At 71.0% G+C, this 21,634-nt stretch carries 15 protein-coding genes; 6 read left to right on the top strand and 9 right to left on the bottom strand.

Annotated features, from left to right (window positions below):
• The first annotated feature begins 144 nt into the window (after positions 1 to 144).
• A complete protein-coding gene (locus tag MFF55_RS04545; protein ID WP_238242897.1) occupies positions 145 to 918 on the top strand; it encodes a hypothetical protein in 774 nt (257 codons plus the stop codon).
• Between the two features lie 44 nt (positions 919 to 962).
• Here the strand turns inward: MFF55_RS04545 and MFF55_RS04540 are convergent, their stop codons facing one another.
• The 5 genes from MFF55_RS04540 to MFF55_RS04520 form a co-directional block, all read right to left on the bottom strand.
• On the bottom strand, positions 963 to 2,087 hold the full coding sequence (locus MFF55_RS04540; RefSeq protein ID WP_238242896.1) for a DUF4167 domain-containing protein: 1,125 nt from the start codon (positions 2,085 to 2,087) through the stop codon (positions 963 to 965).
• Positions 2,088 to 2,550: 463 nt separating this feature from the next.
• Positions 2,551 to 3,429 carry a peptide chain release factor N(5)-glutamine methyltransferase gene (gene prmC / locus MFF55_RS04535; RefSeq protein ID WP_238242895.1) on the bottom strand — a complete coding sequence of 293 codons (879 nt, stop codon included), beginning with the start codon at positions 3,427 to 3,429 and terminating at the stop codon, positions 2,551 to 2,553.
• 67 nt (positions 3,430 to 3,496) lie between these two features.
• Complete coding sequence (gene prfA, locus MFF55_RS04530) at positions 3,497 to 4,582, bottom strand: peptide chain release factor 1 (protein ID WP_238242894.1); 1,086 nt, start codon at positions 4,580 to 4,582, stop codon at positions 3,497 to 3,499.
• A gap of 54 nt (positions 4,583 to 4,636) precedes the next feature.
• A complete protein-coding gene (ptsP, locus tag MFF55_RS04525; RefSeq protein ID WP_238242893.1) occupies positions 4,637 to 6,901 on the bottom strand; it encodes a phosphoenolpyruvate--protein phosphotransferase in 2,265 nt (754 codons plus the stop codon).
• Between the two features lie 63 nt (positions 6,902 to 6,964).
• Positions 6,965 to 8,200 carry an aspartate kinase gene (locus MFF55_RS04520; RefSeq protein ID WP_238242892.1) on the bottom strand — a complete coding sequence of 412 codons (1,236 nt, stop codon included), beginning with the start codon at positions 8,198 to 8,200 and terminating at the stop codon, positions 6,965 to 6,967.
• A 176-nt stretch (positions 8,201 to 8,376) separates the two neighbouring features.
• Here MFF55_RS04520 and ubiG point away from each other — a divergent pair, with 176 nt between their 5' ends.
• Together ubiG and MFF55_RS04510 are read left to right on the top strand one after the other, a co-directional pair.
• Entirely contained in the window at positions 8,377 to 9,135 is a 759-nt protein-coding gene (gene ubiG / locus MFF55_RS04515) for a bifunctional 2-polyprenyl-6-hydroxyphenol methylase/3-demethylubiquinol 3-O-methyltransferase UbiG (RefSeq protein ID WP_238242891.1), read from the top strand.
• A 15-nt stretch (positions 9,136 to 9,150) separates the two neighbouring features.
• Complete coding sequence (locus tag MFF55_RS04510; protein ID WP_238242890.1) at positions 9,151 to 10,125, top strand: NADPH:quinone oxidoreductase family protein; 975 nt, start codon at positions 9,151 to 9,153, stop codon at positions 10,123 to 10,125.
• 256 nt (positions 10,126 to 10,381) lie between these two features.
• On the opposite strand, the gene hrpB is transcribed toward MFF55_RS04510, so the two are convergent.
• Entirely contained in the window at positions 10,382 to 12,868 is a 2,487-nt protein-coding gene (gene hrpB / locus MFF55_RS04505; protein ID WP_238242889.1) for an ATP-dependent helicase HrpB, read from the bottom strand.
• Positions 12,869 to 13,250: 382 nt separating this feature from the next.
• On the opposite strand from hrpB, the gene mutS reads away from it, so the two are divergent.
• Positions 13,251 to 16,010 (top strand): DNA mismatch repair protein MutS, encoded by a 2,760-nt coding sequence (gene mutS / locus MFF55_RS04500; protein WP_238242888.1) that lies wholly within the window; start codon positions 13,251 to 13,253, stop codon positions 16,008 to 16,010.
• Positions 16,011 to 16,016: 6 nt separating this feature from the next.
• On the opposite strand, the gene MFF55_RS04495 is transcribed toward mutS, so the two are convergent.
• Both MFF55_RS04495 and MFF55_RS04490 read right to left on the bottom strand, forming a co-directional pair.
• Positions 16,017 to 16,517 carry a response regulator gene (locus MFF55_RS04495; protein WP_238242887.1) on the bottom strand — a complete coding sequence of 167 codons (501 nt, stop codon included), beginning with the start codon at positions 16,515 to 16,517 and terminating at the stop codon, positions 16,017 to 16,019.
• A complete protein-coding gene (locus tag MFF55_RS04490; RefSeq protein ID WP_283206701.1) occupies positions 16,514 to 17,626 on the bottom strand; it encodes a PAS domain-containing protein in 1,113 nt (370 codons plus the stop codon). The genes MFF55_RS04495 and MFF55_RS04490 overlap by 4 nt, the downstream gene beginning before the upstream one ends.
• 223 nt (positions 17,627 to 17,849) lie before the next feature.
• Between MFF55_RS04490 and MFF55_RS04485 the strand changes: the two genes are divergently transcribed.
• Positions 17,850 to 19,202, top strand: coding sequence for an AmpG family muropeptide MFS transporter (locus MFF55_RS04485; protein ID WP_238242885.1), 1,353 nt, complete (start codon positions 17,850 to 17,852; stop codon positions 19,200 to 19,202).
• A gap of 78 nt (positions 19,203 to 19,280) precedes the next feature.
• On the top strand, positions 19,281 to 20,183 hold the full coding sequence (locus tag MFF55_RS04480; protein WP_238242929.1) for an EcsC family protein: 903 nt from the start codon (positions 19,281 to 19,283) through the stop codon (positions 20,181 to 20,183).
• 4 nt (positions 20,184 to 20,187) lie between these two features.
• On the opposite strand, the gene MFF55_RS04475 is transcribed toward MFF55_RS04480, so the two are convergent.
• The gene (locus tag MFF55_RS04475; RefSeq protein ID WP_238242884.1) at positions 20,188 to 21,570 is read right to left on the bottom strand and encodes a leucyl aminopeptidase family protein; all 1,383 of its coding nucleotides are present in this window, start codon (positions 21,568 to 21,570) and stop codon (positions 20,188 to 20,190) included.
• Between the last annotated feature and the right edge of the window lie 64 nt (positions 21,571 to 21,634).

Below are 21,634 nucleotides of genomic sequence, written 5' to 3'. Positions count from 1 at the left end.
CTGGGCCGTCCACGGCACTCCGCTCCCCTTGGGGTACGGATCTCGCCTGTGCCAGCCACGCGCTCGCGCAAACCGCCCTCCGCCGGCTTTATCCCCAGATCGGCGGCCTGGTCGATCGCTGAGCCCGCCTCGCGCTGATCAGCGATGCTGCGCGAATGGGCCCATTACCTGACCCTGCCGGCGCCGTGGACGCATCGCCGGCTCGGCTACGTGCGCGAGAGCGTCTCACTGACGTCCCGCTCGCGCCGGTGCCGGAAGGCGTGGCGGCCGCACCTCGAGGCGGCACGCACGGTCATCGCGCAATCCTTCGCCGATCTGCCGCAGCGGCGGACGGCCGTGGTGCTCGGCTCCGGCCTTCTCGACGACGTGCCCCTGGCGGCGCTCGCCTCGGCCTTCGAGGCGGTGCTGCTGGTCGATGCCGTGCACCCCTGGGCGACGCGGAGGGCGGTCCGTGCCTATGCCAATGTCCGGCTCGCCACGGCCGACCTCAGCGGCAGCGCCGGTTGGCTGCTGGGTGGGGCCGACGACTTGGCAGACGCCCTGCCAGCCATCGTGGAAGGCCAGTCCGTTGACCTCGTGATCTCGGCCAATCTGCTCTCGCAGCTCCCGATCCTGCCGATCGCCTGGTACGAGGAGCGCGACAGGACCGTCCCGCCCGATCTCGGACGACGGATCGTGGCCTCTCACCTTGCCGGCCTTGCGCGCCTGCGGACGCGGGTCTGCCTCGTCACGGATGTCGAGCAGGTGGAGATGGATCGGGAGGGTGGGATCGTCGACCGGATCGATCTCCTGCACGGGGCTCGGTTGCCTCCGCCGGATCGAACCTGGGACTGGGAGCTCGCGCCATTCGGCGAGGCCGAGCGCCATACGCGGCTCGTGCACCGCGTCTGGGCCTATCGGGATTGGCATCCGGCCTGACCGCACCTCGAGGATGCGATCAGGCTCATGATGCAGGCCGGGCTTTACTCGCCGACGGACGGCACGTCGGCTGCCGGTGCGGCGTCACCGCCCTCGGCACCCTCGCTGCCCTCGAACCGGGGGCGTCGACGCCGACGGGGCTTGGCAGCGGCACGCGGCGCCTCGTCCTCGGCCGGCGCGGCGTCGGCTTCGAAGGCCTTGGTCGGCTCGGGCGCCGCGGCCTCGGGCGTCGGCTCGCTCGGGACAGGGTTGCGGGTCGCCGTCATCAGGAAGGCCGGCAAGCCCGGCGCCCCCTCGAGCGGAAGCCGTGCGTCGGGCTCGTCGCGCCGGCGGGGCGGACGCTGGCGCGGCTCATTCCCGCGCACGCCTTCCGGTCGGGCATCCTCGCGCGGCTGATGCTCCTGGCGCGGTTGCTGATCCTGGCGCGGCTCGCCGCGGTTGCCCTCGAACCGGGCGCCGTCGCGGCGGGGCTCGTTGCGGGGACGGTCCGGACGCTGGAAGTCCTGGCGCGGAAAATCCTGCCGTCCCTGATCCTGGCGCCCATAATCCTGGCGCGGCTGGTCGGCGCGGGCCGGCTCGTAACGGGGGCCGTCCTGCCGGGGGCCCTCGTGACGTCCGAAATCCTGCCGACCGTAATCCTGGCGGGGGGCGTCCTGCCGGGGGTAATCCTGGCGCTGACCGTCCCGGCCGTTGTCGAACCGCTGCGGGCGGTCGTTGCGGTTCGGCTGGAAGCGGTCGCGGCGCTCGGGTCGGTCGTTGCGCTGTCGATTGTCGGGGCCGGATTCCTGCCGGGCTTCGTAGGGCTGCGGCTGCTGGGACGGATCGCCGTACTCGTCGCCGCCATAGCCGTTCGCGGCGTAGCCCTGGGCGCCGGAGCCCTGATCCTCATCGCCCTCGTCGTCGGCATCGTCGAAGGTGTTGCGCGCGTAGCCGCCCGCCTGCTGGCGGTTCGCCTCCTGCGCGCTGGAGATGATCCGGAAGTAGTGTTCGCCGTGCTGAAAGTAGTTCTCGGCCGCCACCGGATCGCCGCTCGCCTGCGCGTCGCGCGCGAGCTGAGCGTACTTGTCCGCGATATGCTGGGCCGTCCCGCGGATCTTCACGTCGGGACCGTTGGATTCGTAGGACCGGGTGAGCGGATTGGGACCCTTGGGGCGGTTGCGGCCGCGCATCCGTCTATTCTGGTTTGGTCTCATCGGTGTCGATTGACCCTCGTTCGTATCGGAGCGTCTGGTGATGCGGGTGTCGAACGGCTTCGGTTTCGGCTCGGCCCCGCCTGTGCGTCGCCGACGCTGGGCCAGCCAGCGCGGCGTTCCGCGATCAATCTGTTGCCGTGCTTGGCCCGTCTATCCGTCAACCGGGGCTTGCGCTCGCGTTCGGGAGCCCTTCGCGGGAACCCTTCGATTGTCAGGTTCGGTGTTCACCAAGCCCCAGCGTCATCTCCGATGCGCGTCTGCCTGATGGTGGGAAACCGCTCGTGAGGTGCTGCGAGGAGGTTCGCGAGCAACCCTATCGCAATCCGAACTAACGGATCGTTTGCGGTCTGCAGGAGCACGTTAGCGGTTCGACGGTGCGGCAACAAGCATTTTTTCCACGCCGTCGTCAGGGCAGGCAGAGCAGGGGGGCCGGTTCGCCCTAGGATCTGGGCTTCGGGGTGAGGGCGACGACGCGGTCGTGGCCCGCCAGATCGCTCACGATCTCCGCTGCGCCGAAGCCGGCGGCGCGGCCCAGCGCGGACACGGCCCCGGCCTGATCGTGGCCGACCTCGAACAGGAGCGCACCTGGAGCGATCCCTCCGCCTGCTCCGACTTCGGCCAGGATGGAGCGATAGGCTGCAAGCCCGTCCTCGCCGCCGTCGAGGGCCGCGACGGGGTCGTGCTCCCGCACTTCGGTCGCGAGCCCGGCGATCACCTCACGGGCGATGTAGGGCGGGTTGGCGACGACGAGGTCGAACGCTCCTTGGATGGCCGCGCCCCAATCCCCGTTCAGGAAGGCGGCGCGTTCGCCGACGCCGTTCGCCACCGCGTTCGCGCGCGCCGTGAGCAGGGCGTCGAGGGAGCGGTCGAGCCCGATCCCGAAGGCGTTGGGCAGCTCGGCCAGCAGGGCGATCAGGATGCAGCCCGAGCCCGTGCCGAGATCGAGCAGCCGCAGCGGCCGCGAGCGCTCGGGGCATCGCGCCAGCGCTGCCTCCACGAGGGTCTCGGTGTCCGGCCGCGGCACCAGCGTCGCCGGCGAGAGCTCGAAGGGCAGGCCCCAGAACTCCCACGCGCCGAGGATCCGCGCCACGGGCTCGCCCGCGAGGCGGCGCGCCACGGCGCTTCGAAGACGGGCCGCGCCCTCGCTGCCGAGAGACTCGTCTCCGCCGAGGGCAAGGTCGGTCGGCGTCAGCCCAAGCACACCGAGAATGAGGAAGCGGGCGTCGCTACCAGCAGGGTCGATCCCGGCTGCCGTCAGGGTCTTGGTGATGGCCGCGAGGCCGGCGCGACGGGACAGGGTTGGATCGAGGAGAGTCATCGACCGGAGAGCAGGTCGTGGGGAGGGCGTCCCGGCCTCAATGCGTCCTTGAAGGTCGACCTGACCCTCACGCCATTCCCTCGGCGGCCAGCAGCTCGGCCTGATGTTCGGTCACCAGCGCATCGACCAGCTCGTCCAGGGCTTCGCCGGCCAGAACCTCTTCGAGCTTGTACAGAGTCAGGTTGATGCGGTGGTCGGTGACGCGGGCCTGAGGGAAGTTGTAGGTGCGGATGCGCTCCGACCGGTCGCCGGAGCCGACCTGGGACTTCCGGTCGGCGGCGCGCGCGCTGTCCTTGGCCGTGCGCTCGGCGTCGTAGAGCTTCGCGCGCAGCAGCGCCATGGCCCGCGCCCGGTTCTTGTGCTGGGAGCGCTCCTCCTGGACGAAGATCACGATCCCGCTCGGCATATGGGTGATCCGGATGGCCGATTCGGTCTTGTTGACGTGCTGCCCGCCCGCGCCTTGCGAGCGCATGGTGTCGATCTTCAGGTCCGCATCGTTGATGACGATGTCGACCTCCTCGGCTTCGGGCAGCACGGCCACGGTCGCGGCGGAGGTGTGGATGCGCCCTTGCGCCTCGGTATCGGGCACACGCTGGACTCGGTGCGCCCCGCTCTCGAACTTGAGCCGGGCGAAGACGCCGCGTCCCTTCACCTCGGCCACGACCTCGCGGTAGCCGCCGACCGTGCCCTCGCTCTCGGAGATCACCTCGACCTTCCAGCCCTTGGTCTCGGCGTACTTGGCATACATCCGGAAGAGGTCGCCGGCGAAGAGGGCGGCCTCGTCGCCGCCCGTGCCGGCCCGGATTTCGAGGATGGCGCTCTTCTCGTCGGCGGCGTCCTTGGGCAGCAGGATGAGCTGAAGGTCGCGGTGCGCCCGCTCCAGTGCGGCCTCCGCCTCGGGCTTCTCGTCGGCGGCGAGCGCCCGCATCTCGGAATCGCTGCCGGGCTCGTCGATCAGGGCCTGGACCCCCTTCAGGTTGGCCTCGGCCGCGCGATAGGCGTGGATCGCCGCGACCACGCCCTCCAGGTCCGACAGCTCGCGGGAAAGCTGGACGAAGGTGTCCGAATCGACCGAGCCGGCGCTGAGGGTCGCGGTGACGATCTCATGGCGCTGGATGATGGCGTCGAGACGGTCTGAGGGAAGAGGGGTCATCGCCCGGTGGGTGCTCTTGGAACGAAGGGATGGGTGGCGGCGCGGCGACGATCGCTAGATGGGCACGCCCTGCGCCTTGGCGAAGGCGGCGAGCCTCGGGCGCAGGGATGCGCCGCCGCCCCCCGCATCCAGCTCCGCGTCGATCAGGGCGGTGACGGCGCCCGCATCCAGGCCGAGCACCATCGCCTTGACCGGGCCGATGGCGGCCGGCGACATCGAAAGGTGCCGGAAGCCGATCCCGATCAGCGCCATGGCCTCCAGCGGCCGACCGCCGATTTCGCCGCAGATCGTGACGGGGCAGCCCGCGGCCGTCGCCCGCTGCGCGATCGAGCGGAAGGCGCGCAGCGCCGGCACGCTCAAGGGATCGAAGCGGTTGGCGACGCGGCGGTTCTCGCGGTCGACCGCGAAGAGGAACTGCATCAGGTCGTTGGAGCCGACGGAGAGGAAGTCGGCCTCGCGCGCGATCTCGTCGATCTCGAACAGAAGCGAGGGCACCTCGACCATGACGCCGAGCCGGCACTCGCTCGGCAGTGGGTGGCCGTGGCGGCGCAGATGCGCCTTCTCACGGTCGACGATGGCGCGGGCGCGCACGAACTCGTCCACCGTCGCGACCATCGGGAACATGATCTTGAGCGGGCGCCCGCCGGCCGCCCTGAGGAGCGCGCGCAGCTGGACGCGCAGCAGGGCCGGACGGTCGAGGCCGATGCGGATCGCGCGCCAGCCCAGCGCCGGGTTCTCCTCCTCCAGCGCCGGCATGTAGGGAAGGATCTTGTCGCCGCCGATATCCAGCGTCCGGATCGTCACGGGGCGATCGCCGGTTGCCGCGAACACCGCCTCATAGAGCGCCTGCTGCTCGGCCGCCGAGGGCATCCGCTGGGCGACCATGAATTGCAGCTCGGTCCGGAACAGGCCGATGCCGTCGGCTCCCGAGTCGTGCAGGTGCGCGAGATCGATGAGGAGGCCGGCATTGAGCTGGAGGCCGATCGCGACCCCGTCCCTGGTCACGGCCGGAAGGTCGCGCAGGGCCCGGTACTGCTCCTGACGCCGCGCCCGCACGCGCACCATCTCGGCATAGGCCGCCTCGATCTCGGGTCCGGGCCGGACTTGGATCTCGCCCGATGCCCCGTCGACGATGATGGCATCGCCGGAATCGCAGAGCGCCGTGGCGTTGGCGATCTCGCCCACCGCCGGGATGCCGAGGGCACGGGCGACGATGGCGATGTGGCTCGTCGGACCGCCCTCTTCCAGCACGACGCCGCGGAGCGTCGTCCGATCGTAGTCGAGGAGGGCCGCCGGACCCATCGAGCGGGCGACGAGGATGGCGTTCTCGGGCAGCGCGCCGACGGCGCCGACGGCCTCGTGGCCGATCAGGGTGCGCAGGAGGCGGTTCGCCAGGTCATCGAGGTCGTGCAGGCGGTCCCTCAGGTAGGGATCGCTCTGGCGCATCATCCGGGCGCGGTTGTCCGACTGGACCCGCTCCACCGCGGCCTCGGCGGTCAGGCCGGAATGGACGGCCTCGCGCATGCGACGCAGCCAGCCCTTGTCGTGAGCGAACATGCGCACGGTCTCGAGCACCTCGCGGGACTCGCCGGTGCCGATGCCGTCGCCGCGCTCGACGAGGTCGTCGATGGCCGAGCGGACCTCGCCGATCGCCCATTCGAGCCGCTCGACCTCGCGCTCGACATTCTCGGCGATCAGGGTCTTCACCACGATGCGGGGCTCGTGCAGCACGACGTGGCCCAGCCCGATGCCGTCGGCGAGCGCGACGCCGCGCTGGGACACGGGTCGCCGCACCGCGCTGCCGGTGCCGGGCGCGAGGGCCTGCATCTCGCCGGACGCGATCATCTCCGAGAGCACCATCGCCGTGGTCTGGAGCGCCTCGATCTCCTCCTCGGAATAGACCCGGTATGTGCGGTTCTGCACGACGAGCACGCCGAGCGTGTTGCCCGCGCGCAGAAGCGGCACGCCGAGGAAGGCGTGGTAGACCTCCTCGCCCGTCTCCGGCCGGTAGGAGAAGGCGGGGTGCGACTGGGCGTCGGAGAGCGAGAGCGGTTCGGCGGTCTTGGCGATCAGGCCGACGAGGCCCTCGTCCGAGCGCATTCGCGTGAGATGGACGGCCTCGCGGTTCAAACCCTCGGTTGCAAACAATTCGAGGATGTTGTCATCGCGCAGCACGTAGACCGAGCAGACCTCGGCGATGACGTTGGCAGCGATGAGCGTGACGATGCGGTCCAGGCGCGCCTGTGCGCTGACCGGCTCCGCCATGGCTTCGCGGAGGCGGCGCAGCAGCAGGCGCGGGCCTCCGGGCGCAGCGGGCATGGTGCGGTCAATCCAGCTTCGGCGAGAGGCGCAAGTTTCGCGCCTTCCCGCCTACGCGACGGTTCAGGCCTGATCGAGGCCGTATAGCGAGTGGAGCGTGCGCACGGCAAGCTCGGTATAGGCCGCGTCGATCAGCACGGAGAACTTGATCTCCGAGGTGGTGATCGCCCGGATGTTGATCCCCTTCTGGGCGAGCGCCCGGAACGCCTTGGCCGCGACGCCGGCATGGCTGCGCATGCCCACCCCGATCGCAGAGATCTTGACCACGTCCGTGGCGCCCTCGATCTGCCCGAACGCGATGGTTGCACTCTGCGCGTCGAGGATGGCGCGGGCGCGCTCGTAATCGGCGGTCGGCACGGTGAAGGTCATGTCCGTGGTCGCCTGGTCGCCCGACACGGTCTGGATGATCATGTCCACATTGATGTTGGCGTCCGCCAGCGGCCCGAAGATCGCCGCCGCGATGCCGGGGCTGTCCTTCAGGTTGCGCAGGGTGATCTGCGCCTCGTCCTTCGAGAAGGCGATCCCGGTGATGATCTGCTGTTCCACGATGTCGTCCTCGTCGCAGATGAGGGTGCCGGGGCGGGCGGCGTCCGGCGGATCGAAGCTCGAGCGCACCGTGGTGGGGACGCGATGGACCATCGCGAGCTCGACGGAGCGGACCTGCAGAACCTTGGCGCCCAGCGACGCCATCTCCAGCATCTCCTCGAACGTGACCCGCTCCATGCGCTGCGCTTTGGGCACCACGCGCGGATCGGTCGTGTAGACCCCGTCCACGTCGGTGTAGATGTCGCAGCGCTCGGCCCCGATGGCGGCCGCGATCGCGACGGCGCTGGTGTCGGAGCCGCCGCGGCCGAGGGTGGTCAGCCGGCCGCTCTCCGCGTGCATGCCCTGGAAGCCGGCGATCACCGCGACCTCGCCGCGGGCGAATCCCCCGTTCAGGCGCGATCCGTCGATCTCGGCGATGCGGGCCGAGCCGTGGGCGTCCGAGGTCAGGATCGGGATCTGCCAACCCTGCCAGGACCGGGCCTTGATGCCGTCCTTCCGCAGGGCGATCGCGAGAAGGCCGGAGGTCACCTGCTCGCCCGAGGCCACGACGGCGTCGTACTCGGCCTCGTCGTAGAGCGGGTTGGCGTCCTTGACGAAGGCCACGAGCTCGTTGGTCTTGCCCGACATCGCCGAGACGACGACGGCGACCTCGTAGCCGGCCGCGACCTCGCGGGCGACGTGGCGCGCCACGTTGCGGATGCGGTCGACATTCGCGACGGAGGTGCCTCCGAATTTCATCACCAAACGGGGCATGTCGCGTCCGCGCCGATTCTCGTGTGCTCGAGCGTTTCGGGAGTGATCGGGCGCCCTTAGGCGATCACGCCATGGCGGCTATACCCGATCCGGCTTCGGCGGGTACAAGGGCCCCTCAAGCGTGTCAACAATCGGGCGCGCCCGCGAGAAACCCGGCTCCGGACCGGACGGATGGCATGAACGCAGAGCGCGCCTCATCGATCGACGCCAGGGAAGTCGCCCGCTTCGAGGCTATCGCCGCCACATGGTGGGACGAGGCCGGGCCGATGCGGGTGCTGCATCGCTTCAACCTGGTGCGCGTCGCCTATATCCGCGACGCCGCCTGCCGCCATTTCGGGCGCGATCCGCGAGGGCCCGATCCCCTGCGCGATCTCAGCCTCGTCGATATCGGCTGCGGCGGCGGCGTGCTCTCCGAGCCGCTGGCCCGTCTCGGTGCGCAGGTGACGGGGCTCGACCCGGCGCCCACCAATGTCAGCGTGGCTCGCGCCCATGCGCAGGCCGCGGGCGTGCCCGTCGATTACCGGGCCGAGACGATCGAGGCGGTGGTCGCGGGCGGGGGCCGCTTCGACATCGTGCTCGCCATGGAGGTGGTGGAGCACGTCGTCGACATGCCGGCCTTCATCGCGAGCGCCTGCGCCGCGGTGAAGCCCGGCGGCCTCCTCTTCGCCGCGACCATCAACCGAACGCTGCGCTCCTACGCGCTGGCCATCGTCGGCGCCGAATACGTGCTCGGCTGGCTGCCGAAGGGAACGCATGATTGGGACAAGTTCGTCCGGCCCGACGAGCTGACGCGCGCCGTCGGGGCCGGCGGCCTCCGGGTCTGCGACACCACGGGCGTCGTCTACAACCCGCTCTCCGACCGCTGGAGCGCCTCGCGCGACACGGCAGTCAACTACATGATCGCGGCCGACAAGCCGGCCCGCGCCTCCTCCTGACCTCCAGGCCCCGCGATGAAGGCACTTCTCTGCAACCGGCTCGGCGAGCCGGACGACCTCAGCATCGAGACCCTGCCCGATCCGACGCCCAGTCCCGGCGAGGCCCTGGTGCGGATCACGATGGCGGCGCTCAACTTCTTCGACACGCTGATCATCGCCGGCCGCTACCAGGTGAAGCCGGACCTGCCGTTCTCGCCGGGCGGTGAGGCCTGCGGCGTGGTCGAGGCGCTGGGCGAGGGGGCCGAGGGCGTCAGCGTCGGAGACAGGGTCGTGGTCCACGTGACGTACGGGACCTGCCGCGAGCGGATCGTGGTGCCCGCCGGCCGGCTCACGCCGGTGCCCGACGGGGTCTCGGACGAGCAGGCCGCCGGGCTCACCATCACCTACGGCACGACGCTGCACGCGTTGCGCGACCGGGCCAAGATCCAGCCCGGCGAGACGCTCGCCGTCCTCGGCGCCTCGGGCGGTGTCGGACTGGCCGCAGTCGAGCTCGGCGCGCTGATGGGAGCGCGGGTCATCGCCTGCGCCTCTTCCTGGGACAAGCTGCGCGTCGCGCAGGCCCACGGCGCCGAGATGGCCCTCGATTACAGCGACGGCGACCTGCGCGAGGGCCTGCGGGAACTCACGGACGGGGTGGGGGTCGACGTCGTCTACGATCCGATCGGCGGCGACTACGCCGAGCCGGCGCTGCGTGCCCTCGCCTGGAAGGGACGTTATCTCGTCATCGGCTTCGCGGCCGGCGAGATCCCGCGCATCCCCCTGAACCTCGCCATGCTCAAGGGCATCGACATCCAGGGCGTGCACTGGGGCGCCTTCGTCGACCGCGAGCCCGCGGCGCACCGGGAGAACCAGCGCCAGCTCCTCGCCTGGGTGGCGGAGGGACGCCTCACCGCGAAGGTCCACGCCGTGCTGCCCATGACGGAATATGCGGAAGCGCTCGGGATCATCTCTCGCCGGGAAGCGGTGGGGAAGGTCCTGCTGAGGCCCTGACACCGACGGTAAGCGGGGCCAGATCATTCCGCAGCGATGATCAGAATGCAGCACGCCCTTTCCCAGATGCCTGGAGCGTCAGCGGAAGGCGATCCGGGATCCAGCGAGTAAGGGCCGCTTCAGCGGCTCATGACGAACGGCGCAAGATTCGGACGTCTCGCGACGTCTTTTGCCGGACCCCGGATCGAGTTCCGCTGATGCTCCACCCGTCCGGGGAAGGGGAGCGGCGAGAACCAGCGCGACGAGCCGAAAACGCTCACGTCCCCCGCGGCTTCGCCCGGCGGGTCGGCGGCGCCGTGAGCGGATCCTCCGGCCAGGGATGGCGCGGGTAGCGGCCGCGCAGGTCGGCGCGCACCGCGCTCCAGGAGCCGCGCCAGAAGCCGGGCAGGTCGCGGGTGATCTGGATCGGCCGCTGGGCCGGCGAGAGCAGGTGCAGGACGAGGGGAACCCGCCCGCCCGCCACGCTCGGGTGACGGTCGAGGCCGAACAGCTCCTGAACCCGCACGGCGAGCACCGGGCCGCCCTCGGCGCCGTAATCGATCGGAGCGCGCGACCCCGTCGGCACCTCGACATGGGTCGGAGCCTCGGCATCGAGCCTGGCGCGCAGCGGCCAGGGCAGCAGCGCCTGGAGCGCTCGCGCCAGATCGTCGGCCTTGATGCCGTCGAGACCGGTCGTGCCGAGGATTTCGGGGGCGAGCCAATCCTCGATCGAGGCATTCAGCGCGACGTCCGAAAAGTCCGGCCATTCGCCGCCCTCCGCCGCGCGCAGGAAGGCGACGCGGGCGCGCCACTGAGCGAGTGCCGGCGTCCAGGGCAGGCATTCGAGGCCGAGCTCGGCGATGCCGCGCGCCAGAATCGATGCCGAGCGCTCGTCTCCCGGAACGGGCAGCACGCGCTCGTCAAGCACGACCGCGCCGAGCCTGCGATCCGCCCGGGCGCGCAGGGCGCGGGCGGTCCGGTCGAAGGTGACGCGGGTTGCCGCCTCGATCCGGTCCGGGAAGAGCGCGTCGATCGCCTCGATCGCGATCGGCGCTGCGGCGAGGATGCGCCCATTGGCGGCCGTGCCGGCGATGTCGGCGACGACGAGGAACGCCTCGCGGGCGAGCGGCGAGGCCGGGTCGAGGCGGCCGGCCCGGCCGTTCGCCATCACGAAGGCGCCGTCGCGCCCGCGGGAGCGAGCGACCCGGTCGGGATAGGCCAGCGCCAGGAGCGTGCCGGTCTCCGAGAGGTCGATCCCGCCCGCGGCTCCCCCGGTCGCGGCGTCCGCCTGCCGCGCCCAGCCCTCCGCGAGCCGGCGCATATCCTCCGCCCGGGCCGAGCGGTCGCGGACGAAGCGCTCGACGCGGTCGGCGAGGTCGACGCCGTCGCCGCCGAGGCCGCGCTCCACCAGAACCGCGGCGAGCCGCGCCGCCGGACGTGCCGCGCCCTGTGCGGCCGCACTCACGACCATTCGGGCGAGGCGCGGCGGCAGGGGCAGGGCGCGGAGGGCCTCGCCCGTCGGCGTCAGGCGCCCGTCGGCATCGATCGCCGCGAGGTCGCGCAGCATCCCCCGCGCCTCGGCGAGCGCGGGGGCGGGCGGCGGGTCGAGGAAGGCGAGCCGGCCCGGATCGGTCACGCCCCAGGCAGCACAGTCGAGCACAAGCCCCGACAGGTCCGCGGCAAGGATCTCGGGCCGGGTGAAGGGTTCGAGCGCGTTCGTCGCGGCCTCCGACCAGAGCCGGTGGCAGATGCCGGGCTCGGTCCGGCCGGCGCGGCCGCGTCGCTGGTCGACGGAGGCCCGCGAGGCGCGCGCCGTGACGAGTCGAGTGAGGCCGAGGCCAGGCTCGTAGAGCGGCACCCGCGACAGGCCGGAATCGACGACGATGCGGACGCCCTCGATCGTGAGCGAGGTCTCGGCGATGCTCGTGGCGAGCACGACCTTGCGCCGTCCGGACGGGGCCGGCGCCACCGCGCGGTCCTGCTCGGATTGCGAGAGGGCGCCGTAGAGCGGCGCGACCTCGACCTCCGCGCCGACGCGATCGGCGAGCAGCGTCGCGACGCGGCGGATCTCGCCCTGGCCTGGCAGGAAGGCGAGCACCGAGCCCGGATCCGCCCGCAGCGCCCTCAGGATCGCCTCGGTCATCGAATCCTCGATCCGGCTGCCCGGCGCCCGGTCCAGGTAGCGGGTCTCGACCGGGTAGGCGCGTCCCTCGGAAGCGATCACCGGCGCCTCGCCGAGCAGGCGGGCGACGCGCGCGCCGTCGAGGGTCGCCGACATCACCAGGACGCGCAGGTCGTCGCGCAGCGCGCCCTGCGCGTCGAGGGCGAGCGCGAGGCCGAGATCGGCGTCGAGCGAGCGCTCGTGGAACTCGTCGAAGATCACCGCGCCGACCCCGCTCAGCTCCGGATCGTCGAGGATCATGCGCGTGAACACACCCTCGGTGACGACTTCGATCCGGGTCCTGCCCGAGATCTTGGAGCCGAGCCGGACCCGCAGGCCCACCCTCTCGCCGACGCGCTCACCGAGAGTGCCCGCCATGCGCTCGGCCGCGCCACGGGCGGCGAGCCGGCGCGGCTCGAGAAGGATGATCTTACCCTCCCCGAGCCATTCCGCGTCGAGCAGGGCGAGCGGCACCCGCGTGGTCTTGCCCGCCCCAGGCGGCGCGACGAGGACGGCCGAGTTCCTTGCTACCAGCGCGGCGCGTAGCTCGGGGAGGACGGCGTCGATCGGCAGGGGATCGGGGTGGGCGTGCGGCTGCAACATGGCCAGGGGCAGGTGCGACGAAGGGCTCCGAGCCCGGGTTCACGGTGAGTTCCGCGACGGAATACAGTCCAACCGCGTCATTCCGGGGCCGCGCAGCGGAACCCGGAATCCAGAACCGCGGCCTGGGCCATGCATGGCTCTGTCGGCGGCTATGGATCCCGGGTTCGCCTGCGGCGCCCCGGGATGACGCGATTGGTGATCGGATCGATCCCGCCGCAAGCGACAAGCCCAAGGTGGGCAAACACACTTCGGCGCCCCCAGGTGCAACGAAGCTGGCGGAACCGCAACCTTTGCTAGGTGCAACCCCGCTGCCGCCCGCCTTCTCCCCAGCAGAAACCTTCGCCGCACTGAATCGGCGCCGGCGATCTGGTAGCATGCCGCGATGTCCCATCGCCCTGCCCGCTCGATCGCGAAGACCGGCGCTTCGCCGGCCGACTACAGCACCAGCGCGGCGAATCTCGACGGCGCCGGCGCCACGCCGATGATGGCGCAGTACATCGAGATCAAGGCTGCCAACACCGATTGCCTCCTGTTCTACAGGATGGGCGACTTCTACGAGTTGTTCTTCGAGGATGCCGAGATCGCCTCCCGGGCGCTCGGGATCGTGCTGACCAAGCGCGGCAAGCATGGCGGCGCCGACATCCCGATGTGCGGCGTGCCGGTCGACCGAGCCGACGACTACCTCAGCCGGCTGATCGCGCTCGGTCACCGCGTCGCCGTCTGCGCGCAGACCGAGGACGCGGCCGAGGCCAAGAAGCGCGGCCCGAAATCGGTGGTCCGCCGCGAGGTCGTGCGGCTCGTGACACCCGGCACCATCACGGAAGACCGGCTGCTCGACCCGGCCCGGGCCAACCTCCTGCTCGCCGTCGGTCGGCGCAAGATCTCGGACGCGGCCTACGCCTACGGTCTCGCCGCCCTCGACATCTCGACCGGGCGCTTCTCCCTGAGCGAGGTGGAGGCGGGCGAGCTCGCCGCCGCGATCGCCCGCCACGAGCCGCGCGAGATCGTCCTCTCCGAGACGATCCATGCCGATCCCGGCCTCGCCCGGCTCTGGCGGGAGATCCCCGCCGCGGTGACGCCGCTGGCCCAGGCCGAGCTGGAGCCGGCTTCCGCCGAGCGGCGCATCCGCGAGCAGTTCGGCGTCGCCACCCTGGAGGGTTTCGGCAGCTTCACGCGCGCCGAGATCGCCGCGGCCGGCGCCGCGCTCCTCTACATCGAGCGCACGCAGGTCGGCGCACGGCCGATCCTCAATCCCCCGACCCGCGAGGCGAGCGGGGAGACCCTGTCGATCGACGCCGCGACGCGCGCCAACCTCGAACTGACCCGGACCCTCGCGGGCGAGCGCGCCGGCTCGCTGCTGGCGGCCATCGACCGCACGGTCTCGGCCGGCGGCACCCGACTCCTCGCCGAGCATCTCGCGGGGCCGCTCACGAACCTTCCCGCCATCACGCGGCGCCACGAGGCCGTGACGTTCCTCGTGAACGACCCCGTCCTGCGCGCCGCCCTGCGGGAGGCGCTGGCCCGCGCGCCCGACCTCGCTCGCGCGCTCTCGCGGATCGGCCTCGGGCGGGGCGGGCCCCGCGACCTCGCCGCACTGCGCGACGGCCTCGCGGCGGCGAGCGGGATCGCGGAGCGCTTCTTCGCGCAATCCGTGCCCCTACCCGACGACCTCGCCGCGCTGGCGCAGCGCCTCGGGCAAGTCGACGCCGAACTGATCGAGGCTCTTCGCGCCGCGCTCGCCGACGACCTGCCGCTCAACCGGCGCGACGGCGGCTTCGTGCGCGAGGGCTACGATGCGGAACTCGACGAGGTGCGCCTGCTCGGCCAGGATTCGCGCAAGGTCATCGCCGCCCTGCAGGCCCGCTACGCCGAGGAGACCGGGTGCCGGACGCTCCGGATCAAGCACAACAACGTGCTCGGCTACTTCATCGAGGTACCCCAGGCCGTCGGCGAGAGCTGCCTGAAGGGCCTGATGCGCGACACCTTCGTGCATCGCCAGACCATGGTCGATGCGATGCGGTTCACGAGCGTCGAGCTCGGCGAACTCGAGGCCCGCATCGCCGGGGCGTCCGAGCGGGCGCTCGCGCTCGAGGGCGAGGTCTTCGACGCGCTCGCCGTCCGGGTAATGGCGCAGGCCGGCATCGTCGCCGGGGTCGCGGAGGCCCTGGCGGCCCTCGACGTCGCCGCCTCCCACGCCGAACTCGCGGTCGAGCTCGACTGGACGCGCCCCTTCGTGGACGAAGGCCTCGGCTTCGTGGTGGAGGGCGGGCGCCACCCCGTCGTCGAGGCGGCCCTGCGGCGCTCGGGCGAGCCCTTCATCGCCAATGATTGCGACCTTTCGGGAGAGGGGAGGGGCCGCATCCGCCTCGTCACCGGCCCGAACATGGGCGGCAAGTCGACCTTCCTGCGCCAGAACGCGCTGATCGCGGTGCTCGCGCAGATGGGCGCCTTCGTGCCGGCACGCCGCGTCCATCTCGGCGTCGTCGACCGCCTGTTCTCCCGGGTCGGGGCCGCCGACGACCTCGCGCGCGGGCACTCGACCTTCATGGTCGAGATGGTCGAGACCGCGGCGATCCTGAACCAGGCGACTCGGCGCTCCCTCGTCGTCCTCGACGAGATCGGCCGGGGCACCGCGACCTTCGACGGGCTCTCGATCGCCTGGGCCTGCCTCGAGCACCTGCACGAGCAGAACGGCTGCCGGGCGCTGTTCGCGACGCATTTCCACGAGCTGACGGCGCTGAGCCAGCGGCTCAGCCGGCTCGACAACGCCACCTTGCGCGTCGCCGAGCACAAGGGGGAGGTCGTGTTCCTGCACGAGGTCGTGCCGGGCGTCGCCGAGCGCTCCTACGGCTTGCAGGTCGCCAGGCTGGCGGGCCTTCCGGCCAGCGTCGTCGCCCGGGCCGGTTCCATTCTGAAAGGGCTGGAGAAGGCCGAGCGCGAGCGGCCCTCGCGCCCGCGCATCGACGATCTGCCGCTCTTCGCCAGCCTCGCTCCCCCGCCTCCGCCGGAGCCGCCGCAGGAACGGGCTGACGCGCTGAGGCTCATGCTCGACGGTATCGATCCCGACGCCATGACGCCCCGCGAGGCGCATGAGGCGCTGTACCGGTTGAAGGCGGAACGGAGTTCGGAGCCGTCGGCCTGACGGCCGTCAATGCCGGAGGTCCGGCCCGGTCCCCTCCGCCCCGAACTCCGTTTCGCCCTCCGGCATGGCCGCAAGCCGGAACCCGTCCAGGCCCTCCGGGGGCGGTGTCCGTCCGGCGCGGCGTTCGGCGACGTAATGCAGGGCGTTCGCGACCGCCCGCTCCGAATAGGGCTTGGCGATGACGCCGAAGGCGCCCGCGAAATCCGGCGGGATGCGCTTGCTGTTGGCCGTCATGAACACCACGGTGGTGCGCTGGTCGGCGCTGAGCGCGCGGGCGACCTCGATGCCGGTCGGTCCGTCAATCAGGTGGATGTCGACCAACGCGACGTCGGGCGCCGCGCTGCGGCCGAGCGCGATCGCCTCCTGCGAATTCCCCACGACGCCGATGGTGACGTGGCCAAGATCGTCGAGCAGGCATTCCAGTTCGAGAGCGATCAACGCCTCGTCCTCGACGACGAGGATGCGCAGCGCTCCGTCGATGGCCTTGTCCGGTATGACACCCGTCATGAGGTCGAACCGCTCAAGGTCGCGGCATCGAGGGGGATCTTGATCTCGACGCGGGTGCCGGGCCCGTGCTCGTCCCAGTCGATCGTGCCGCGGAGTTGGCGTACCACCATGTCGACGAGCGAGCGGCCGAAGCCGGCGGGATTAGGCACGCCGGCCGAGATGCCGACGCCATCGTCCTCGATACGGATGTTCAGGCCTCCGTCCCGCCGCCGAGCCGAGATCGTGAGGCGGCCCTCCCGATTGTCGGGGAAGGCATGGCGCAGGGCGTTGGTGGCGAGTTCGTGCATCATCAGCGCGAGAGGAGCGGCCATCGCCGCCGAGACGGCCACCGCGTCGATCTCCGCGTTGATCGCCATGCGATCGGTGTCGACCCCTGCCGTCAGGTCGGAGAGGAAATCGGCGGCGAAATCCTGGAGGTTGAAGCGGGTGACGTCGCCCTCCGAGTAGAGCATGCGGTGGGCGGTGGAGAGCGCGCCGATCCGCTCGGCCATGCCCTGCAGGGCGTCGCGGGCCTCGCCCTCCGGGGTGCGCCGCGCCTTCAGCAGCATCAGCGAGGAGATCACCTGAAGGTTGTTCTTGACCCGGTGATCGACCTCGTGGAGTAGCGCCGTCTTCTGCTCCAGCGCCGCCAGCAGGTCGGCGGTGCGCGCCTGAACCTGACGTTCCAGATCGTCGTTCGCGCCTTTCAGAGCCGTCTCCAGCCGGTGCTTCTCCGTCATGTCGGCTTGGGCCGCGAAGTAGTAGCGCAGGTTCCCGGCCTCATCGCGCACGGGCGTGATCGTCATGGCGTTCCAGAACCGGGAGCCGTCCTTTCGATAATTGAACAGCTCCACCTCGAGCTGCGTCTCGGCGGAGATGCTGTCTCGGATCTGGCGAATGGTGGTCGGGTCGGATGCCTCGCCCTGAAGCATCCGGCAGTTGCGCCCCTCGATTTCGTGACGATCGTAGCCGGTGAGGGCGAGAAAGGCGTCGTTGGCCCAGACGATGGGATTGTCATGCTTGCTCGGGTCGGTGAGCACCATCGGCGTCGAGCTCGCGCTGAACGCAGCTGCGAAGGCCTCCGTTGCCACCTCGGCCGCAGACCCGGGGTTGACCGCGCTACTCCGCATTAGGATTCCGGTCTTTACTCATGGACGGAAGGCCCCCGAAAATAGCAAATGAAAGATTTTCCTCCAGCCCAGCTAGCAAAATTCCACGGCCCTCCGCTCTCGTCGCCGATTGTCGTCGCCCGGGCCGGCGCGACGTGGCATGCACATCGCGCGGCGCCCGGCGACGGCGCAAGGCTGCCACGATCATGCGGGATCAAGGCGCGCCGGCCATAGGAGTTCCGTCATGTCCGCGAGCGATGATACGAGCGCGAAGCCCGGAAAGTTTCGCATGCGCGATATCGTCGAGGATTCGCGCGTCGCCTTGATGCTGGCGCTGGGCTTCGCCTGCGGCCTGCCGATCCTGCTCGTCTTCTCGACCCTCTCGGCCTGGCTCGCCACGGCGGGCATCCAGCGCACCAGCATCGGGTTGCTGAGCTACGTCTCCTTCGCCTACTCGCTGAAATTCCTCTGGGCACCCGTGATCGATCGCCTCGACCTGCCGGTCCTGGCCCGCTGGCTGGGCCGGCGCCGGGCCTGGATGGTCGCGGCCCAGGTGGTCGTCGCGGTGGGGCTCCTCGGGATGAGCCAGGGTGATCCGGCGAACAACCTCTCCTTCATGGTGATCTGCGCGCTCGTCACCGCCTTCGCCTCGGCGACGCAGGACATCGTCGTCGACGGCTGGCGCATCGATTCGGCTCCGACCGAGCGCCAGGGCGTGATGCTTGGCGCCTACCAGCTCGGCTATGCCGTCGCGCGGGCCTTCGCAGGCGCCGGGGCCCTCTACATCGCGCAGGGCGCCGGCTGGTCGGCCGCCTACGGGGCCATGGCCCTCCTGATGCTTGTCGGTCTCGTCGGCGCGCTCGCCGCCCCCAGGCAGGACCCCGTGCCCGTCGCCGGCGAGCGCCGCTCGGTCGCGGATACCCTGCGGATCGCGGTGGTCGAACCCTTTCGCGATCTGATGCGCCGGAAGGGAGCCCGGCTCGTGCTCATCCTCGCGCTGATCATGCTCTATCGCCTGCCCGACATCATCTCGGGCGTCATGGCGCAGCCCTTCTACATCGAGCAGGGGTTCTCGCTGACCGAGATCGCCAACGTCACGAAGATCTACGGCGTCATCATCGGCATCGTCGGGGCGCTCGCCGGGGGCTTCGCGGTGCTCCGCTTCGGGCTGCAACCGACCCTTATCGCGGGCGGGATCGCCGCGGCCGCCTCAAACCTCATGTTCTCATGGCTGGCGGTGAGCGGCCACGACACGACGCTGTTCGTTGCCAGCATCTCCATCGACAACTTCGCCGGCAACTTCGCCGGCACGGCGCTGATCGCCTACATGTCGAGCCTGACCTCCTCGGCCTTCGTCGCCACGCAATACGCGCTGCTCTCCTCGCTCTACGCCCTGCCGGGCAAGTTCGTGGGCGGGTTCTCCGGCTACATGGTCGATTACTTCGGCTACGCGCAGTTCTTCGCAGTCTCCGCGGGGATCGGCATCCCGGTCGCCGTGCTGTGCCTTGCCCTGAGTGCGCTGGGCGAGGGCAAGGATGCGGGATCGGGCGAGGCGGTCTCGCCGCCCGAGGAGGAAGCCATCGCCGCCAAGGCATGAGCCGGAACCAACCGCCAGGCCGGCGCTTGCCTCCACCGACCGTAGCCGCAACAGCATGAGGCGTTTCCCGTGGGCGACATGACCTTGGCCAGCGACAGCCTGCCGGTTTCCACGAAGGCGGAGGCTCGCGCCTTGAGCGAGGCCGACCTCGCCGTCCTGCGGCAGGCGGTGGCCAACCTCGAGCGGCCGAGCCTCGCAGCGAGGCTCTCGGCGGCGGCCGGCGCTCCCCTCGACATGATCGGCCGGGCGCTGCCCGCCCCCGTCACCGACGCCGTGGCGCGATCCACCGAGGCAGCGATGCGCGGCGCCTTGCGCGTGGCGCTCGCCACGCTGCCCCAGGGCGCGGTGGGTTCGACGCTGCCCGCGATCGGAGCCGAACCGCAGGGCCGCTTGGCGCGGCTGTTCGGCTCGAGTGACCGCTCCCACAAGGCGATGGCCGCCCTCTCCGGGGCTTTGGGCGGCGCTTTCGGCCTCGCGACGCTCGCCGTGGAGCTTCCGGTCTCGACCACCCTGATGCTGCGCTCGATCGCGGAGATCGCGCGGCGCGAGGGCGAGGATCTGAGCGACCCAGCGAACGCGCTCGCCTGCATGCAGGTCTTCGCGCTCGGCGGCCGGTCCGGGGCGGAGACGGCGCTGAACGAGAGCGGCTACTTCGCGGTTCGCGCCGCGCTCGCCAAGACCATGGCCGAGGCGGCCCGCTATGCCGGCAACCGCGCGCTCCTCGAGGAGGCCGCACCGGCGCTGATCCGGTTCTCGGCGCAGATCGCGGCGCGCTTCGGCATCGTGGTCTCGCAGAAGGTGGCGGCGCAGGCCGTCCCGATCCTCGGCGCGGTGGGCGGCGCGGCCGTCAACGCCGCCTTCATGGACCATTTCCAGTCGACGGCGCGGGCGCATTTCGCGATCCGGCGGCTGGAACGGATCTACGGCCAGGCCGCGGTTCGGGCCGCCTACGAGGTCGAAAAGGCGGCGCTCGCGACCTGAGCCCTCAGGCCGGGTACCGTCGCTTGAGCAGGTCGTAGACGAGGCGTGCGGTCTGGACCTCGCCGCCCTCCGGCCGGCCGGGCTTCGTCGAGGGGTTCCAGCCGTAGAGATCGAAATGGACGTGGGCCTTCGTGTTCGGCGCGAAGCGGCGCAGGAACAGGGCTGCCGTGATCGCCCCCGCGAAGGGGCCGCCGGAGACGTTGTTGAGATCGGCCACCTTCGAATCGAGCAGGCTCGCGTAGGGGGCGTGCAGCGGCAGGCGCCAGACCGGATCGATCGCCGCCGTACCGGCGGAGGCGACGGCCGTGGCAAGCTCCTCGTCCTCCGTGAAGTAGGCCGGCAGATCGGGGCCGAGCGCCACGCGGGCCGCCCCCGTCAGCGTCGCGAAATCGATGAGGAGCTCGGGCCTGTCCGCATTGCCGAGGGTCAGGGCATCCGCGAGGATGAGCCGGCCCTCGGCATCGGTGTTCCCGATCTCGACGCTGAGGCCCGCGCGGCTGCGGATCACGTCGCCGGGCCGGAAGGCGTCGCCTGAAACCGCGTTCTCCACGGCCGGGATCAGCAGGCGCAGCCGCAGGTTCAGGCCGGTGCCCATGATCATATCGGCGGCGGCGAGCGCGGCGGCGGCTCCGCCCATGTCCTTCTTCATGAGGAGCATGGCGCTTGACGGTTTGATGTCGAGGCCCCCCGTATCGAAAGCGACCCCCTTGCCGACGAGAGTGACGCGGGGCGCCGTCTCGGGTCCCCAGGTCAGGTCGATCAGGCGGGGCGCCCGCGGCGACGCCGCACCGACCGCGTGGATCAGCGGAAACTCGCGGGCAAGGTCCTCACCCCGCGTCACCGCGATCCCGGCCCCGTGCCGCTCGGCGAGGGCACGGGACGCGGCCTCGATCTCGGCGGGGCCGAGATCGTTGGCCGGCGTGTTGACGAGGTCGCGCCCGAGCGCGACAGCGCGAGCGATCCGCCCGATTTCGGCGGCGTCGACGCCCTTCGGCGCGACGAGGCGCGGACCATCCGGCCCCGGCTCCCGGTAGCGCACGAAGCGATAACTTCCCATCAGCCAGGCGAGCGCGGCGGCGGAGGGGTCCGGCGTGCCCTCCAGGCGGTAGGTGCCGGGCGGCAGCAGGCCCGGAAGCTTGCCGGCCAAGAGGCGGTCGCCTCCGCTCGAACCGGGATCGCCGAGACCGAACAGGACCTGCGACAGAGTCCCGTCCTCGGCTGGCAGCATCGCGACGCGTCCGGCCTTCGGCGCGAAGTCGATCGCCCGGGCATAGGTCCTATGCGCCCCGCTGAGGCTCGCCTCCACGGCCTCCCATTCGGCAGAGGCGACGCAGCGGATCGGGACGGCGTTGCCGTTCGGGAGGAGGTCGGGAATTGAATGGTGCATGAGGCAGCGCGACCAGGGGAAAGGGTTAACCGACGATTAGGGTTAACGCTCTACCACCGCCAGG

The organism is Methylobacterium iners (genome assembly GCF_022179305.1).
GTDB classification, from domain to species: Bacteria; Pseudomonadota; Alphaproteobacteria; order Rhizobiales; family Beijerinckiaceae; genus Methylobacterium; species Methylobacterium iners.
Note: the sequence above shows the minus strand (reverse complement) of the source record. Positions and strands in the feature narration are given on the sequence as shown.